This is a genomic window from Propionicimonas sp. (assembly GCF_047606205.1).
Lineage (GTDB): Bacteria > Actinomycetota > Actinomycetes > Propionibacteriales > Propionibacteriaceae > Propionicimonas.
Map to the genome: position 1 here is coordinate 1 of NZ_JASGES010000228.1, position 16,739 is coordinate 16,739.

Below are 16,739 nucleotides of genomic sequence, written 5' to 3' on the forward strand. Positions count from 1 at the left end.
CCGCGGCGTCCGCGTCCGCCCCGGCCACGGCGACACCGGCCGACCTGGTCTCGGCGCGGCGAGCCGCCGGCATCGAGGACTGCCCGAAGAGCTCCGCACTGCCGGCCGTCAAGGGCGGCCTCCCCGACCTCACCCTGGACTGTCTGGGCGGTGACTCGACCGTCCGGCTCGGCGGGCTGCGCGGGCCGATGCTGATCACCCTGTGGGCGCAGTGGTGCGAACCCTGCCGGGACGAGGGCCCACACCTGTCGGCATTCGCCGCGACCCAGCAGAAGGTGGCGGTGCTCGGCATCAACTACTCCGACCCCCAGCCCGCGCTGGCGATCGACTTCGCGCAACTCATGGGCGCCACCTATCCCCAGCTGTCAGACCTCGACAACACGCTCAAGGCGCCACTGGGCATCACCGGGATCCCCTACTCGCTGCTGATCGACGCGGACGGGACGATCGTCGCCCGCCACCCCGGCCAGTTCATCTCGCTGGAGAACGTGCAGGAGTGGGTGTCGAAGGGGCTGGGGGAGTGAGCACACCGGTTCCGGAGGAGCTGCTCGCGGCCCGCGACCGGTTCACCCGCCCGGACGCGCTGGGCTTCATCCACGGCGCCCGCGTCCCCACCGGCCAGCGCAGGGCCGCCGTCCTGATCCTGCTCAGCCGGGGCGCCGGCGGCTACGACATCCCACTGATCGAGAAGCGTCCCGACCTGCGCACCCACGCCGGCCAGATCGCGTTTCCCGGCGGGTCGATGGAGCCCACCGATGTCGATGCGATCGCCGCCGCCCTGCGCGAGGCGGACGAGGAGGTCGGCGTTCCGCCGGACGCCGTCGAGGTCCTCGGGGCGCTCCCGGACGCCCACATCCCGCGCAGCGGCTTCGACGTGACCTCGGTCGTCGGTTGGTGGGGCGAGCCGCGTCCACTCGTTCCCGTCGACACCGCCGAGGTGGCGGCCGTCCACCAAGTCGGTGTCGCCAGCCTTCTCGACCCGGCGAGCCGGTCGACCTGGATGCTTCCCGGCGGGTTCAGCGGGCCGGCCTTCACCATCGGCGAGGTGTACGTGTGGGGGTTCACGGCCTTTCTGCTGGACGGTCTGTTCGAGCTTCTCGGCTGGACGCAGCCCTGGGACGCGTCCCGCGTCACCGAGATTCCCGGCCGTTTCCTGAGGGAACGCCGGTAGGCAAGGATGGGGGCATGGCTCCCTGGTGGCAAAGCGCCGTCGTGTACCAGATCTACCCCAGGTCCTTCGCGGACAGCGACGGGGACGGGATCGGTGACCTGCGAGGGATCGCGGCTCATCTCGATCACCTCGGCGCGCTCGGCGTGGACGTGGTCTGGTTGTCCCCGGTGTACCGCTCGCCGATGGACGACAACGGCTACGACATCTCCGACTACACCGACATCGACCCGCTGTTCGGCACCCTCGACGACATCGACACCCTGATCGAGGGGCTGCACGCCCGCGGCATGAAGCTGGTGATGGACCTCGTCGTGAACCACACCTCCGACGAGCACGCGTGGTTCGCCGAGTCCCGAGACCTGGCCTCGCCGATGCGCGACTGGTACATCTGGCGCCCGGCGCGAGCGGGCCACGAGCCGGGCACCCCGGGAGCGGAGCCGACCAACGCCGGGTCGTTCTTCTCCGGTCCCGGCTGGCAGTTCGACCCGGCGTCCGGCCAGTACTACCTGCACCTGTTCAGCCCCAAGCAGCCCGACCTGAACTGGGAGAACCCGGCAGTGCGGCGCGCCGTGTACGACATGATGCGCTGGTGGGTCGACCGCGGCGTCGACGGCTTCCGGATGGACGTGATCAACCTGATCTCGAAGACCTACCCGCTTGCCGACGGGCCCGCCAACGGCCCCGGCGGGCTGTGCTACGACCCGTCCATCGTCGTCGAGGGTCCCCGGCTGCACGAGTTCCTTCGGGAGATGAACCGCGAGGTCGGCCTCTCGGCGAAGGAGCTGTTCAGCGTCGGGGAGATGATCGGTGTGGACGCGGAGACCGCGCGCTCCCACACCGATCCGGCCGCCGGCGAGCTCGGCATGGTGTTCACCTTCGAGCACGTCAGCATCGACAACGGCCCGACCGGCGTGAAATGGGACGTGGTCCCCCTGCACCTGCCGGCGTTGAAGGCGAACCTCGCCGAATGGCAGGAGGCGCTGGCCGACGTCGGCTGGAACTCGCTGTACTTCGAGAACCATGACCAGCCGCGCTCGGTGTCGCGGTTCGGCGACGACTCGGCGGAGTTCCGGGTGGTGTCGGCGAAGACCCTGGCCACGACGCTGCACCTGCTGAAGGGGACGCCCTACGTCTACCAGGGCCAGGAACTCGGCATGACCAACGCCGGCTTCACCTCGATCGAGCAGTACAACGACCTCGAGTCGACCCGCTTCTTCGCCGAGGCGGTCGCCGGCGGTGGCGATCCGGCGCAACTGCTGGGGGCGATCGGGTTCAAGAGCCGCGACAACGCCCGCACCCCGATGCAGTGGGACGCGTCGGCGAACGCCGGCTTCAGCACCGGCACGCCGTGGCTGGCGGTGAACCCGAACCACACCCGGATCAACGCTGCCGCCGCGGTCGCCGACCCGGACTCGGTGTTCCACCACTATCGCCGGCTGATCGCGCTGCGCCACGAGCTCGAGGTCGTGCGCCAGGGCCGCTTCGCGCTGCTGCTGCCGGAGGACGAGCGACTGTTCTGCTACACCCGCACCCTGGGTGAGGAGGTGCTGCTGGTGGTGGCGAACTGGTCGTCGGCGCCGGTCGTGCTCCCCTCCGGTCTGCCGGACCGGGCCGGAGCCGAGGTACTCCTCGGCACCCACGACTCGCTCAGCGACGAACTGGCCGCCTGGGAGTCCCGGATCTACCGGCTCGCCTGAGCCCGCGATCCTGGCGGGGCCGGGTGAGGTCAGCGGCCGCGGCGCAGGTCGGCGGCGGCGAGCACGGTGGCCAGCACCAGGAAGCCACTGACCGCCCACAGCGCCACCATCGGCCCGGAGGCCGGGCGCCCGGCGAAGGTGGGGGCCGAGAACAGGGCGTAGTACAGGATCAGGGCAAGGGCCATCCCGATCGCCGAGCCGACGCGCTGGGCGAACTGGATCAGCGACCCGGCGACGCTGGAGCGGTAGTCGGGAACCCGCTGCAGCGTCCGGGCCTGGTTGGACGGTGCGGCCACCCCGGAGCCGAAGGAGCTCAGCACCAGCAGGCCGCCGACCACCGGGGGCAGGTGGGCGGTGTCGAGGGTGCCGAAGGCGAAGCCCTGGGTCGCGAGCCCCAGCGCGCCCAGGCCGGTGCCGATCGCGACGATCGGGCCGCTGGTGGCGCTGAACCGGCTCGCCACCCACGATCCGAACAGGGCCGCGCCCGCCGAGGGCAGCATCCACAGCGCGGTCGACAAGGCGCTGAGCGTGCCGATCTGCTGCAGCCCGACGGTGACGATCAGCGTGCCGGCGGTGGCGGCGGCGTGCATACAGCCGGAGACCAGTACGCCGGCGGGAAGATGCGGCAGCCGGAACAGGTCGGGGTCGACCAGCGGCTCGGCGCCGGAGCGGGCCAGGCGGCGTTCGTGCAGGACGAAGGCGACGACGAAACCGATCCCCACCGCCGTCATCGCGATCATCCACGGCTGGATCGCCAGGCTCTCGGAGATCGAGCTCAGCGGGGCGATGGTGAACGCGACCGCGCCGACCAGCAGGACCGTGCCGGCGGCGTCGAAGCCGTGCCGGGTCTCGCCGGCCGGTTCCCGGATCGAGACGGCCGCGTAGGGCAGCACGACCGCGGTGACCGCGATCGAGATCCAGAACAGCAGCCGCCAGCCCAGCGCGTCCCCGGCGACGCCCATCACCGCACCGGCCAGGACGGGAGAGACCAGCGAGGTCAGCGACAGCGTGGCCGCGAGCGCGGCCAGCGGCTTGGCCCGCTCCCGTGCCGGGAAGGTGCGCTGGATCAGGCCGAGCACCTGGGGCATCAGCAGGCCGGCGCCGATGCCCTCGACGATCCGTCCCATGACCAGCCACTCCACGCTCGGGGCGAGGGCGCAGACCATGCTGGCCAGCAGGAACACCGTGGAGCCGATCAGGAAGACGGTGCGGCGCGGCAGCACGTCCCCGATCCGTCCGGACGGCAGCAGGGTGGCGGCGTAGGCCAGGGTGTAGCCGACCAGCATGAACTGGATGATCGAGGGACTGCCGCCCATGGTCGACTGGATAGCGGGCAGCGCGACGCCGACCTTGGACACGTCGAAGATGGTCAGGGCGGCGGCGGCGGCCAGCGCGGAGAAGGTGCGCCAGCGGCGATCGGGTGTCGCGACCCCGTCGACGGCAACGGCCATGGCGGCGTCCTCCCTGTTGACAGTCTCCGAGTGCACGGCTCAATATAGCAATATTGGACTACGAAACAATATTAGAGATGGGGCATCCAAATGACGAAGACCGCTCTGATCATGATCGACATGCAGAACATGTACCTCCAGCAGGACCGTCGCGCGGCGCTCGGCTGGCCCCCGATCTGGAACTTCGACACCGTGGTGGCCGAGTGCGCCGAGCTGCTCGCGGCGGCGCGGGCGAAGGACATCCCGGTGATCTACACCCGGCAGACCGCGCGGGCCGACGGAGCGGATGCCACTCCGAGCATGCGCCGCGTTCTGGCCGAGGTCGAGGCCAGGGGCGACTCGCCGATCGGTGCGGACTCGGAGTGGGGGAGCGAGATCCTCGACGCGGTCGCGCCGCAGCCGGGCGACATCGTGATCGAGAAGCACCGCTGGGACGCGTTCTTCAACACCGACCTGGACAACATCCTGCGCAACCTGGGCGTCGAGCGCCTGGTGGTGGCCGGGCTGCAGACCAATGTCTGCGTCGAGACCACCTCCCGCACCGGGATGATGAAGAACTTCGACGTGGCGGTGCCCGAGGACGCGGTGTCCACCGACGGCAGGGCCCTGCACGTCAACGGGCTCGACTCGCTGCGGGTGCTCTACGTCGAGGTCGCCGGGTGGCGAGAGCTGCTCGCCGACGACGCGCCCTGGGAGCGCCGGTTCACCACCCCGGGCTACGGGCGCCAGACCGAGGACCTGGCGATGCTGGCCTGAGCGGGTCCCGGCGGCCGCCTGACCGCCAGGCCGCCGGGCCACGTCGCCGGACCAGGTCGTCAGACCAGGTCGGTGACCGGCAGGTCGAGCAGTTCGGGCACCGGCCGCTCGGGGTGTTCGAGCACCTCGCGCAACCCGTCCAGCCAGGCCAGGGTGAGTTCGGTCCGGCGCAACCACAGCGTGTACAGCGCCCGGCGGTTGCGCCAGACGGGGCTGTCGGGGTCCTCGTGCTCCTCGTCCCAGTGGTCGAGCAGGTGCTGCAGGCTGAGCTGGCGCTGGCGCTGGAAGCTGACCTCGGCGTCGAGCAGGTAGCCGGCCGTCGTGGCGTCCAGCACCCACAGGTTGAGCAGCCGCAGCGCCGCGTCGTCGCGGATCCCGTGGTCGGGCTGTTCGTGCACCAACCAGCGGCGCAGCTCGGAGTAGCCCTGTTCGTTGATCAGGTAGCTGGTGCGTCCACGCTCGTTGCGCTCGGAGATCTCGATCAGGCCGAGCTTCTCCATCTTGGTGAGTTCGGAGTAGACCTGCGAAGGGCTGGCGTGCCAAGCGAGGTCCTTGAGGTCGTTGAAGCTGGCGTTCAGTTCGTAGCCGGTGCGGGGTGTGCCACGGGACAGTGCTGCGAGGATCGCATGCCTGAGCGCCATCGCTCCTCCCTTCCTCACGTGCCGAATGATCGTCTGGGACCGGGGTGCGTTCCGACCTTCGGCCGCCATCATGCTACTGGGACCGGGCCGGGCCGGGGCCGGCGACGCCCATGTCGCGACCTTTACTCCACCGTAACGCCAGCGAAACGGTAGGCCGATACGGTACTCCCATTATGGAGTACAGGCCAATCACACAGAACCGGCTCATCCGCCTGATCGCGGGACGTGCGGTCATGACGGTGGTCACCGCCGTCTTCGTCGCTGTGGTGGTCTTCTTCGCGATCCGGGCCATTCCCGGCGACCCCGCCCTGACCATCCTGGGCACCGACAGCACCCCCGAGGAGCGGGAAGCGCTCCGGCTGACCATGGGCCTGAACCGGCCCCTGGCCGAGCAGTTCTGGGCCTGGCTGGGACGGATGGCCGCCGGCGACCTCGGCTACTCCTACAGCCAGGGACGCCCGGTGGTCACCATCATCGGGCCGGCGCTGAACAACACCCTGCTGCTGGGCGGCACCGCGAGCCTGCTGGCGATCGTGATCGCGCTGGTGATGGGCAACCTCGCCACGTCGCGCTGGACGCCGGTACGCCGGGTGGTCGACTGGGCCGAAGCGCTGTTCCTGTCCGCGCCGCAGTACACGGTCGCCCTGCTGCTGCTGATCCTGCTCGCCGTGATCTGGCCCGTGTTCCCCGCCGGGGGGCTGGCGACCCGGGGCGACCGTTCCGTCCTCGGCCTGGCCAGCCACCTCGTCCTGCCCGCCGCCGCGCTGGCGTTGGCTCCCGGCGCGCAGATGGCGCGTTCGCTCAAGACGTCGATCAGCACCCTGCAGGCGACCGAACTCCTGCCCACGCTGCGCGCCCGCGGCCTGTCCCCGATGCGGATGGCCGTGCACGCCCACCACAACGCGCTGCCGCCGATGATCACCGTGCTGGGCATCCAGGTCGGCACGATGCTGGGCGGGGCGCTGTTCGTCGAGCAGATCTTCACCATTCCCGGCCTCGGCGCGCTGATCGTCCAGTCGGTCACGCTGCGCGACTACACCCTGGTGCAGGCGGTCGCCCTGATCATCGCGCTGATCTTCGTGGTGGTGATGCTCGCCGCCGACGTGGTGAACGCACTCCTCGATCCCCGGATCCGGAAGGGCAGGGCATGACCGCCGACGACTCGCCCAGAATGCCCGCGCTCGCCTCGGCCCAGTCTCCGGCGGCGGCCACGCCGGTCCGCTTCCGCCGCCGCAGCCTGTTCAGCCGGATGCCGCTGCGCTCCCGGGTGGCGCTGCTGATCATCGCCGCGATGGCGCTGGTCGTGCTCGCCGCACCGCTGCTGCCCCTGTCCGATCCGCTGTCCGGATCGCTGGGCGAGCGCCTGCTGCCCTTCTTCAGCCCCGGTCATCCGCTGGGTACCGACACCCAGGGACGGGACATGGTCAGCCGGCTGGTCTACGGCACCAGGACCTCGCTGTTCGCCGGCGTCGTCCCGATCGTCATCGCCACCGTGATCGGCCTGCTGATCGGCACCGTCGCCGGGTTGGCCGGACGCACGGTGAACACCGTGCTGATGCGGGGCGTCGACCTGCTGTTCGCCTTCCCCGGCGTGCTGCTCTCGCTGCTGCTGGCGATCACGCTGGGGGTCGGCCTGGGCACGCTGATCCTCGCGCTGAGCCTGGTCTGGATCGCCCCGGTCGCCCGGATCGCGGAGACCGAGGTGGCCCGGATCAGGGAGCTCGACTTCGTCACCGCTGCCCGGGCCAGCGGGGCCGGCCAGCCGGCGATCCTGTTCCGGCAGGTGATACCGGTCTCGCTGCCCGCGGTGCTGGCCTACTCGACCTCGCTGGTCGGGGCGAATGTCGCCATCTCCGGCGGACTCGGGTTCATCGGGCTCGGGGTGCCGTCACCGCAACCCGAACTGGGGTCAATCCTGTACGAGATGCAGGCCGCGATCTACGTCGACGTGAGCCTGGCGATTCTGCCGGTGCTGGTGATCCTGCTGCTGTCCATGCTGTTCCCGCTGGTCGGGGACGGCGTCCGCGACGCCATCGCCGGAAGGGGAACCGCGTCATGACCCGTCCCGAAGTCCACCGCCCGGAGCCCACGGGTCCCGGCGACCTCCGTCCCGAAGGCCCGGCGGGAGCGCTGGGCGCCGACGTCCCGCTGGCGCTGGACGCGACCGGGGTCTCGGTCAGTTTCCCGCGCGCCGGCGGTGGCCTGAGCACGGTCGTGCGCAACCTCGGCCTGGGCATGGAACGCGAGCAGGTGACCGTGCTGCTGGGCGAGTCCGGCAGCGGCAAGACCGTCTTCTCCCGCGCGATCATCGGCCTGGCGGCCCGCACCGCACGGGTGAGCGGCACCTCGATGTTCGACGGAATCGACCTGATCCACGCCGACGCGGTGGCCCTGCGGCGCGTCCTCGGCGCCCGGATCGGGATGGTCCCGCAGGACCCGAACTCCTCCCTGGACCCGATGCGCCGGATCGGTGCCCAGATCACCGAGACGATCCTGCAGCACCATCAGGAGCAGACCCCGCGCCTGGCCAGGGCCCGGGCGGTGGCGCTGCTGGAGCTGGTGCAGATCCGCGACCCCGAGCGCGTGCTGCGCTGCTACCCCCACGAGGTGTCCGGCGGCATGCGGCAGCGGATCGCGATCGCCATCGCGCTCAGCTGCAACCCCGAACTCGTGGTGGCCGACGAGCCGTCCAGCGCGCTGGACGCATCGGTCGGGGTGCACGTCGTCGGGCTGCTCGACGACCTGCGCCGTCGGATGGGCACCGCGATCCTGTTCATCACCCACGACATCGGGATCGCCGCGCAGGTGGCCTCCCAGCCCCGCGACCGGGTGGCGGTCATGCTCGGCGGGCGGATCGTCGAGCTGGGCTTCGCCGCCGACGTGCTGGCGTCCCCGCGGCACGAGTACACCAGGGCACTGATCGCAGCCGAGCCGTCGGCCGGCATCCCCCGCGGCCAGCTCGCCGTCGTCCCCGACAGCATCCGGAACCGACGCGACTGGGGTGCGTTGCGCGAGGTGGCCCCGGGCCACGCGGTGGCCGAGGAGCAGGACCTCCAAGAGCACGAGGGAGCAGCATGACGCCGATTCTGGAAGGCTCCGGCATCGTCAAGCGGTTCGGCGGCTTCACCGCGCTGCACGGCGTGGACTTCCAGCTCGAGGCCGGGCGGACCCTCGGAGTGGTGGGCGAGTCCGGCAGCGGCAAGACCACCCTGGGACGGGTCGTGATGCGGCTGCTGCAGCCTGACGCGGGCACCGTCCGGCTGGAGGGACGCGACCTGTACCGGCTCAGCCGCTCCGAGCTGCGCCAGGCCCGGCATCTGGTGCAGCTGGTGCCGCAGGACCCGCGCAACGCGCTCAACCCGACCATGACCGTGCGCGAGTCGCTGACCTTCCAGCTGCGCGCGCAGGGCGTCCCCCGTAAGCGGTGGAGCGACCGGATGCGGGAGCTGCTCGACCTGGTCGCGCTACCCGAGGACTACCTGTACGCCTACCCGCACGAGATCTCCGGCGGCCAGGCCCAGCGGATCGCCATCGCCAGGGCGATCGCCAACGAGCCGCGGCTGCTGGTCTGCGACGAGGCGGTCTCCGCGCTGGACAAGTCGGTGCAGGCGCAGGTGCTGAACACCTTCGCCGAGCTGCAGTCGCGGCTGGGTGTGGCGATGTTCTTCATCACCCACGACCTGGCCGTGGTGGAGCACCTCACCGACGACGTGCTGGTGCTCAACCGCGGCCACGTGGTCGAGTCCGGGCCCACCGCAGCGGTCCTGGCCGACCCGAAGGACGACTACACCCGCGAACTGCTGGCCGCGCGCCGGCTCGTCCACGTCTAGCCCGCCCCCGCCCCCGATCCCTTCCATGACAAGGAGAGACATGACCACCCACCGCAGACATCGACGGTTGACCGGGCTGATCGCCGCAGGCATCGCCACCGTGCTGGCCCTGACGCTGGCGGCGTGCGCCCCGGCCGCGCCCGGGGAGGCCGGTTCGGCGGCGCCCCAGGAACTGGTGATCGGCTCCCAGATGGCGTCCTTCCCCAGCCTCGACACCGGCGCGATCACCACCGCCGGGTACGAGGGGCAGCGGCTGATCGGCAATCTCGTCTACGAGGGTCTGACCAAGCGCGACATCTCCGACCCGAACGCCGCTGCCGGGGTCGCCCCCGCACTGGCGAAGTCGTGGGAGGTGTCCAGCGACGGCCTGACCTACACCTTCAGCCTCCAGGACGGCGTCACCTTCCACGACGGGACCGCCTGGAACGCCGACGCCCTGATCTACAACATCCACCGCTACATGGACAAGAACGATCCGCACTTCGACCCGGTGCTGATCACCTACTACACGGTGCTCACCTTCGTGAAGAAGGTGGACAAGGTCGACGACATGACCGTGACGTTCACCCTCAAGCAGCCGTTCGCCTACTTCCTGGCCGACCTGTACAACGTCTACTTCGCCAGCCCGACGTCGCTGGACAAGGACGGACTGACCGGCCAGGCGTCCCACCCGGTCGGCACCGGCCCGTTCGTGTTCGACTCCCTGGAGCAGAACCAGTCGATCTCGTTCGTCCGCAACGACAAGTACTGGGGCACCGTGCCCAAACTCGACCGGCTCACCGTGGAACTGATCCCCGACCCGTCCGCTCGCACCGCCGCGCTCCGCTCCGGACGCGTGGACTGGATCGAGGCCGCCCAGCCCGACGACCTGGCCAGCCTGGAGCAGGCCGGCTTCGTCGCCACCGGCAACGCCTTCGACTGGGAGTGGTCGTGGCAGCTGATGACCAAGGAGAAGCCGTTCAACGACATCCGAGTGCGTCAGGCCATGAACTACGCGATCGATCGTGAGGCCATCGCGAACGACCTGCTGCACGGCACGGCCGTCCCCGCCTACCAGATGTTCGCCGCGGCCAGCCTGTACTACACCGCCGATGACAACCTCTACTCCTACGACCCGGACAAGGCCACGCAGCTGCTGAGCGCGGCCGGCTATCCCGACGGCGTGGACGTCAAGGTCGGCTACATCACCGCCGGTTCGGGCGCGATGCAGGCCAAGGCGATGAACGAGGCCCTGCAGGCGCAGCTGGCCAAGGTGGGGATCCGGGTGACCCTCGATCCGGTCGACTTCTCCGGCATGTACGCCAAGCTCGGCGGGGGCAACACCGGCTGGCAGGCCGCGAACCAGGCGTTCAGCCTCGAACAGCCCTCCAGCTGGAAGGGCTTCTGGTTCGGCTGCGAGGGGAACTTCTTCGGCTACTGCAACAAGGAGGCCGAGAAGCTCTACGACCAGGCGCTGGTCACCGTCGACGACAAGGAGCGTGCCGCCATGCTCACCCAGGTGGGGCACCTGGTCACCGAGGACGCGGCCTGGATGTTCGTGGTGAACGACACCGCGCCGCGGGCGATGTCGGCCAAGGTGAAGGGCTTCGTCCAGCCGAAGAGCTGGTGGATCAGCTTCAACGACATCTCCATCGAGGGCTGATCGGGGGTCAGTGACCGCTGCACCGGCTCGGCCGCCGGGGAATGGTCCCGGCGGCCGAGCCGCGTCCTGACTGCGGAGTCCGCTCACGACCTCCCGGGCGTCGCCGCGGTGTCGGCGCCGGCCTCCAGCGCGGGCTGCCTGCCGGTGAGGGAGAGCGCGTCCACGTCCGCCTTCCCCTTCGCGACGGCCGACTTCACCGCGGCGAGCGAGGCCTCCGCGTTCGCCACCGTCGCCTCCGGGGGCGAGAAGGTCAGCCGGCTCTTCCCGACCAGCGCAAGGACGCCGGCGAGGAGGAAGAACAGCACCGCCATCACGGCGAAACCCCAGGCGAGAGCGGGCAGGATCTCGAGGTGGAACCACGCCTGGAACCCGACCGAGAGCCAGAACGCCAGGCCGCTGAACAGCAGCGCAGCTCCACTGAGCGCGACGTAGGCGGCCGCGCCGAACAGTCCGGCGCCGACGCCGGCAGCCTTCGCCTGTGGCACCAGTTCTGCCTTGGCCAGTTCGATCTCACCCTTGATGATGGTGGTGACGTCGGCCTGGATGTTCTTGATCACCTCGGCGAGGTCGGACTGTTCGGCCATTCGAGCTCCTTCGGCGCGCTGTGGTTGCCAGCCTAACGGCTGCACCGGTACCCCGATGGCCCCCGGTGTCACCACGGGAAGGTGATTCCGAACCCTTCGTCCCCGGTGCGGATCGCGGCGCTGAGCTCGCTGTGGTCGACGACCGCCCGCCAGCACAGCACCGAGTAGGGCAGCAGGAGCGGCTCGGGTGCGCGGGCGGAGGTGTCGTAGAGGCGTCCGACCTCGCCGAGGAGGTGGTCGGCCTCCGGCTGCTCGAGGACGGACAGGCGCGGCGCGGAACTGACCATCTCCAGCAGGCCGTCCCTCGTGATCGGTGTCCAGAGCCGGAACGAGCGGTGCTCCACGACCGGGAAGTGCGGTGAGGCGGCGATCGCCGCCACCGAGTACAACTCGGCGCCGCCGGTCATGGCGTCCGGGTCGTACTCCTGGAGGATCTTCGCGAGTCGCCGTACCCAGGGGACGGAGTCGTCGCGTGCGGTGTGGAGCACGGCGAGCTGTCCTCCCGGGGCGAGGACGCGCGCGAACTCGTCCAGGACGAGGCTGCTCGGCAGCAGGTGCAGCCCCTGCGCGACCAGCAACTGGTGGAAGCAGCAGGGCACGAACGGCAGCGCGTCCGGCGCGGCGGCGACGGTCTGCAGGGACGGGTAGCGGCGGCGGACGGCGCGAACGGCGGACCCGGACTTGTCGCTCAGCAGCACCGTGTTCCCTCGTTCGGCGAGCCGGTTCGCCGTGACCGCCGAGGGCCGCCCGATGGCGAGCACGGTTCCCGGCTCGGCCGGAGCCAGCCAGTCGAGTGCCGCCGCGGGGAAGGACCCGGTGCTCCCGTTGGTCATGTCCGCATGGTAGGCGAGGCATCCCCGGACGGCCCGGCCGAACCTCCGTCGACGGGCCAGGCTGTGGACAACTCGGGCCGGCCGCGGAGTTGTCCACAAGCGGCGGGATGGGGTGAATGGTACGGCCCGCCGCTGCCGAGGATGAGGGGCGTGGATGGGGTGGAGCGGGGTCGGGACGTACTGGTCGTCGCGGGTCCAGGTGACACGCAGGACGCGATCCTGTCGGCGGTCGCCGCCCAGGAACTCGATGCCGAGGTGCTGACCGACCTCGAGCGGCTCCCCCGGCCATGGCGGTCCGCCGGCACTGTGCTCGTGGCCGACGATCAGGCGGAACGGGTCGTCGCGCGGGCGCTGCCACACCGGGGAGGAGTGTTCCTGGTGGGTGCGGATCCCGCGGAGCTCTCCGTCTGGTCCGCGCCGTTGGCGGCTCAGGTGATCCCGTTGCCCGAGGGAGGGGCGTGGCTGGGATCCGTGCTCGCCGACGGTGCGGCCAGGGCGAGGGCGCCGGTGGTGGCGGTGGTCGGCGGCTCGGGTGGAGTGGGGGCGTCCACCCTTGCCGCCGCCATCGCTCAGGTGGCGGGCGAGCGGGTCGCGCCGGGAGGCTCCGGCGGCTCGGCTCTGGTTGATGCCGACCCGACCGGAGGCGGGATCGACCTCCTGCTCGGCGCGGAGCGCACCGGTGGCTGGCGGTGGCCGCGGCTCAGTGGAGCGGAGGGGCAGCTGGGCGACCTGCGCGGCTACCTGCCCGTGGTCGACGGTGTCTCCGTGGTGTCGATGGCTCGAGGACCCTCGGTCGACCTCGCCCGGGAGCCACTCGCCGCCATCGTTGCGTCCCTGCGGGCGTGGCACTCGCTGGTGGTGGTCGACCCCGGCCGGTCGCTCGCGCCGGCCACGCGGGAGGCTGTCCGTCTGGCCGGCCGACAGTTGGTGGTCGTGGGAGCCGGAGTGCGCGGCGCCGCGGCGGCCCGCCAGACCATCGCCGTCCTCGGGCTCGAGCGGGCCGAGCTCGTCGTGCGGGCGGGCCACGGCGCGCTTTCCTCCGGCCTCGTCGCGGAGGCGGTCGGCTGCCCTGTGGTCGTCCGGCTGCCCGACGAGCCCGGCCTGCTGGCTGCGGCCGAGCGGGGCGAACCGCCGGCCAGGGGCGCCCGTCGTCAATACCGGCGTGCGGTCGGGGAACTCGTGGCGGATCTCGTGGGCGAGGAGCCCGGCAATGGCTGACGTCGACCTCGAGGCCGTGCGTGCGCACCTGGGCAGGTCGGGACAGGACCCCGGCCCGGTGGAGGTAGGGGCGGCCTTGCGGTCGCTCGGCATGCTCGTCAGTGACGCGGCGGTCCGGCAGACCGTCTCCGCGCTACGTCGGGACAGTGTTGGTGCCGGGGTGCTCGACCCTCTGCTGCAGCTTCCCGGGGTCACCGACGTCCTGGTGAATGCTCCCGACGAGGTGTACCTCGACCGTGGCCACGGGCTGGAGCGTTCAGAGGTCCGGTTCGCCGGGGAGGCGGAGGTCCGGCGCCTCGCCGTGCGCATGGCCGCGTCCGTCGGCCGCCGCCTCGACGACGGTTCGCCGTTCGTGGATGCGCGGCTGGCCAGCGGCGTGCGTGTGCACGCCGTCCTGCCCTGTGTCGCGGGCTCGGGGACGTGCCTGTCGCTGCGGGTGCCGAACCGCAACCGGCTCAGCCTGGCCGACTGGGTCGCCTCCGGGAGCTTGACCGACCAGGGCGCCGCGCTGCTCACGGGGCTGGTAGCGACGCGGCGGGCATTCCTGGTCTCCGGCGGCACCGGCGCGGGGAAGACCACCCTGCTCGGAGCGCTGCTCGGTCTCGTCCCCGCCGGGGAGCGGATCGTGATCGCGGAGGATTCCCGGGAACTCCTGCCCGACCATCCGCACTGCGTGCGGCTCGAGGGGCGTCCGCCGAACGCCGAGGGGATCGGCGCCGTGACTCTGACCGATCTGGTCCGGCAGGCGCTGCGGATGCGTCCGGGCCGGCTGGTCGTGGGTGAGGTGCGTGGGGCGGAACTCGCGGACCTGTTGAGCGCACTCAACACCGGGCACGAGGGAGGCTGCGGCACCGTGCACGCCAACTCCGCCGCCGACGTGCCTGCGCGGCTCGAGGCACTCGCGGCGCTCGGCGGGCTGGGCCGGGACGCGCTCCACGCCCAGGTGGCCGCCGCCCTGCAGGTGCTCGTCCATGTGCGCAGGCTGCCTGACGGGCGGCGCTGGGTCGACGAGATCCGCCTGGTGCGGCCCGACCCGACGACGGGACGCTGTCTCGTGGTGCCGGCGATCCGGTTCCGACCGGGCGGGGCGAGCGTGCCCGGGGACGGGTACGAGCAGCTGTGCCACCTGGTCGGCGGGGCGGACGCGCCATGACCGCCCTCGCGGTGCTGGCGGCCGCTCTGGCCGGGTGGCTCTGCTGTGGACCGCCGGCCACGGTTCGCCTGCGCGACGCGGCGGCGGGTGCCCAGCCGGCGGGAGCCGTCCGGCTGCGCCTCATGCTGCCGGCCGCGGTCGTGGGGGCGGTCGGAGTCCTCGGCTTGCTCCTGCAGGGACCTCGCGGCGCGGCGGTCGCCGTGGCCGTCGTAGGTCCCGTCCTCACCACCGTTGCGGTCTGGCGCATGCACCGGCGGCGCGCGGGCGTCGAGAAGCTGGCTCGCGAGGTGAGCGACGCGGGTCAGCTGCTGGCGGGGCTGCTGCGGGTGGGGCATGTCCCTGCCGCGGCCCTGCACCTGGCGGCCAGGGACGCACCGGTGCTCGCGGAGGCGGCAGCCGTCCTGCGGATCGGTGGCTCGGTGGGTCCGGTGTTGCGTCGGCGCAGCCTGCAGCCCGGTTGTGGCGGCCTTGCCGAGCTGGGGGCGGCCTGGGAGGTGGCCGAGCGCACGGGTGCGTCGCTGACGGCGACGCTGGACTCCCTCGCGGAGCGGCTCTCCGTCCGTCGCGCCGTGCGGGACGTGATCGCCACGGAGCTCTCCGCATCCAGGGCGACCGGTCGTCTGCTCGCGGTTCTGCCGGTGGCCGGGATCCTGTTGGGCTACTCCTTCGGCGGCGACCCGTTCGCGTTCCTCACCGGTTCGGTGATCGGACAGGTCTGCCTGGTCGTCGGCTCCGGGCTGGGCTGCCTCGGGGTGCTGTGGACCGAACGCATCGCCGCCCCGCCTGGCACCGCCGTGGACGCGGAGCGTGCGCCGGTCGCGGCGTCCCGCTCCGACCCGAAGGCGGACTGAGATGCCGTGGGTGGCGATCGCTGCCGGCCTGGTCGCGCTGGCGGTGCAGGCGTGGCGGCCCACGCCCGGCTCGCGGCTGGACGACCCGACGCGTGGCGGCACGAGGACCGCGCGGGACGGGCCGCCCCGCGAGCGTCTGCTCGCCTCGCTGGCAACCGGCGGCGCCTCCCTGATCCTGGTCGCGGGCCTGGGCTGGTGGGCGGTCGGCCCGGCGGTGCTGGTCGCGGTGACGAGCTACGTCGTGCTGGGCCGCCTGCCCGACCCGGTCGCGGCGCGGCGAAGGGAACGGATCGGCGACGACCTTGCCGAGGCCTGTGACCTGCTGGCGGTCTGTCTGGAGTCGGGGTTGCCGCTGCGCACGGCGACCGAGGTGGTCGCGGAGGCGATGGGGGGACCCCTGGGCGAGTGCCTGGGGGAGGTGGTGGCCAGGGTACGGCTGGGCGCGGACGAGGCCGCGGCCTGGGCCGAACTCGGGGCGGTGGAGCCGTCCCTGGCCGCGCTCGGGCGGGAAGTGGGCCGTACGGTGGGCACGGGGCTCGGTCTTGCGCGCAGCCTGCGGGCGCTGGGCGTCGACGCGCGGCAGGAACTGGCTGCGGCCGCTCAAGTACGGGCGCGGCGGGTGGGCGTGCAGAGCGTCCTGCCGCTGATGGTCTGCTTCCTCCCCGCGTTCCTCCTGCTCGGAGTGGTTCCGATCATCGGCGGCGTCGTGCTCCATCTCTTCCCGTGAACCGCTCGTGCGCGAACCGCCGGTCCGTGAACCGCGGGGTTTTCCACAGCAGGGCGTCTCCCGGAGCTTTGTCCACAGGACCCAGAAGTCGGTGAGCGGTCCGGGACCTCGTTGCCGAGGGTGAAGGTGCGTCCGCACGGACGCCGGAGGAAGGAGACAGGCATGGCAGGGCAATTGGTGGCAAG

General features: G+C 71.5%; 17 protein-coding genes. 13 read left to right on the forward strand and 4 right to left on the reverse strand.

Features of this window, described 5'->3' with window-relative positions:
* The 3 genes from QM633_RS14265 to QM633_RS14275 form a co-directional block, all read left to right on the forward strand.
* Positions 1-524: TlpA family protein disulfide reductase (locus QM633_RS14265; RefSeq protein ID WP_415154428.1), on the forward strand; the 524-nt coding region annotated here is incomplete at its 5' end.
* Positions 521-1,171 carry an NUDIX hydrolase gene (locus tag QM633_RS14270; protein WP_415154429.1) on the forward strand — a complete coding sequence of 217 codons (651 nt, stop codon included), beginning with the start codon at positions 521-523 and terminating at the stop codon, positions 1,169-1,171. The genes QM633_RS14265 and QM633_RS14270, both read left to right, overlap by 4 nt.
* Positions 1,172-1,185: 14 nt before the next feature.
* Entirely contained in the window at positions 1,186-2,868 is a 1,683-nt protein-coding gene (locus QM633_RS14275; RefSeq protein ID WP_415154430.1) for a glycoside hydrolase family 13 protein, read from the forward strand.
* Positions 2,869-2,897: 29 nt separating this feature from the next.
* On the opposite strand, the gene QM633_RS14280 is transcribed toward QM633_RS14275, so the two are convergent.
* Positions 2,898-4,319, reverse strand: coding sequence for an MFS transporter (locus QM633_RS14280; protein ID WP_415154431.1), 1,422 nt, complete (start codon positions 4,317-4,319; stop codon positions 2,898-2,900).
* Positions 4,320-4,409: 90 nt separating this feature from the next.
* Here QM633_RS14280 and QM633_RS14285 point away from each other — a divergent pair, with 90 nt between their 5' ends.
* Entirely contained in the window at positions 4,410-5,075 is a 666-nt protein-coding gene (locus QM633_RS14285; protein ID WP_415154433.1) for a cysteine hydrolase family protein, read from the forward strand.
* A 59-nt stretch (positions 5,076-5,134) separates the two neighbouring features.
* Here QM633_RS14285 and QM633_RS14290 read toward each other — a convergent pair whose 3' ends face one another.
* On the reverse strand, positions 5,135-5,716 hold the full coding sequence (locus tag QM633_RS14290; RefSeq protein ID WP_415154434.1) for a PadR family transcriptional regulator: 582 nt from the start codon (positions 5,714-5,716) through the stop codon (positions 5,135-5,137).
* 173 nt (positions 5,717-5,889) lie between these two features.
* Between QM633_RS14290 and QM633_RS14295 the strand changes: the two genes are divergently transcribed.
* From QM633_RS14295 to QM633_RS14315, 5 genes are read left to right on the forward strand one after another with little or no spacing between them, the layout of a single operon-like run.
* On the forward strand, positions 5,890-6,867 hold the full coding sequence (locus tag QM633_RS14295; RefSeq protein ID WP_415154435.1) for an ABC transporter permease: 978 nt from the start codon (positions 5,890-5,892) through the stop codon (positions 6,865-6,867).
* Positions 6,864-7,775 carry an ABC transporter permease gene (locus QM633_RS14300; protein WP_415154436.1) on the forward strand — a complete coding sequence of 304 codons (912 nt, stop codon included), beginning with the start codon at positions 6,864-6,866 and terminating at the stop codon, positions 7,773-7,775. The genes QM633_RS14295 and QM633_RS14300 overlap by 4 nt, the downstream gene beginning before the upstream one ends.
* A complete protein-coding gene (locus tag QM633_RS14305) occupies positions 7,772-8,794 on the forward strand; it encodes an ABC transporter ATP-binding protein (RefSeq protein ID WP_415154437.1) in 1,023 nt (340 codons plus the stop codon). The genes QM633_RS14300 and QM633_RS14305 overlap by 4 nt, the downstream gene beginning before the upstream one ends.
* Positions 8,791-9,546 (forward strand): ABC transporter ATP-binding protein, encoded by a 756-nt coding sequence (locus QM633_RS14310; RefSeq protein WP_415154438.1) that lies wholly within the window; start codon positions 8,791-8,793, stop codon positions 9,544-9,546. Before QM633_RS14305 ends, QM633_RS14310 begins: the two co-directional genes overlap by 4 nt.
* Before the next feature lie 40 nt (positions 9,547-9,586).
* Complete coding sequence (locus QM633_RS14315; RefSeq protein WP_415154439.1) at positions 9,587-11,188, forward strand: ABC transporter substrate-binding protein; 1,602 nt, start codon at positions 9,587-9,589, stop codon at positions 11,186-11,188.
* A gap of 83 nt (positions 11,189-11,271) precedes the next feature.
* On the opposite strand, the gene QM633_RS14320 is transcribed toward QM633_RS14315, so the two are convergent.
* Positions 11,272-11,772: a phage holin family protein gene (locus tag QM633_RS14320; protein WP_415154440.1), complete on the reverse strand. Its 501-nt coding sequence runs from the start codon at positions 11,770-11,772 to the stop codon at positions 11,272-11,274.
* 68 nt (positions 11,773-11,840) lie between these two features.
* On the reverse strand, positions 11,841-12,605 hold the full coding sequence (locus QM633_RS14325; RefSeq protein ID WP_415154441.1) for a class I SAM-dependent methyltransferase: 765 nt from the start codon (positions 12,603-12,605) through the stop codon (positions 11,841-11,843).
* A gap of 150 nt (positions 12,606-12,755) precedes the next feature.
* Between QM633_RS14325 and ssd the strand changes: the two genes are divergently transcribed.
* From ssd to QM633_RS14345, 4 genes are read left to right on the forward strand one after another with little or no spacing between them, the layout of a single operon-like run.
* Positions 12,756-13,823 carry a septum site-determining protein Ssd gene (ssd, locus tag QM633_RS14330; RefSeq protein ID WP_415154442.1) on the forward strand — a complete coding sequence of 356 codons (1,068 nt, stop codon included), beginning with the start codon at positions 12,756-12,758 and terminating at the stop codon, positions 13,821-13,823.
* The gene (locus QM633_RS14335) at positions 13,816-14,976 is read left to right on the forward strand and encodes a TadA family conjugal transfer-associated ATPase (protein ID WP_415154443.1); all 1,161 of its coding nucleotides are present in this window, start codon (positions 13,816-13,818) and stop codon (positions 14,974-14,976) included. Before ssd ends, QM633_RS14335 begins: the two co-directional genes overlap by 8 nt.
* A complete protein-coding gene (locus QM633_RS14340) occupies positions 14,973-15,827 on the forward strand; it encodes a type II secretion system F family protein (RefSeq protein ID WP_415154444.1) in 855 nt (284 codons plus the stop codon). The genes QM633_RS14335 and QM633_RS14340 overlap by 4 nt, the downstream gene beginning before the upstream one ends.
* 1 nt (position 15,828) lies before the next feature.
* Positions 15,829-16,554: a type II secretion system F family protein gene (locus QM633_RS14345; RefSeq protein ID WP_415154445.1), complete on the forward strand. Its 726-nt coding sequence runs from the start codon at positions 15,829-15,831 to the stop codon at positions 16,552-16,554.
* The last annotated feature ends 185 nt before the right edge of the window (positions 16,555-16,739 follow it).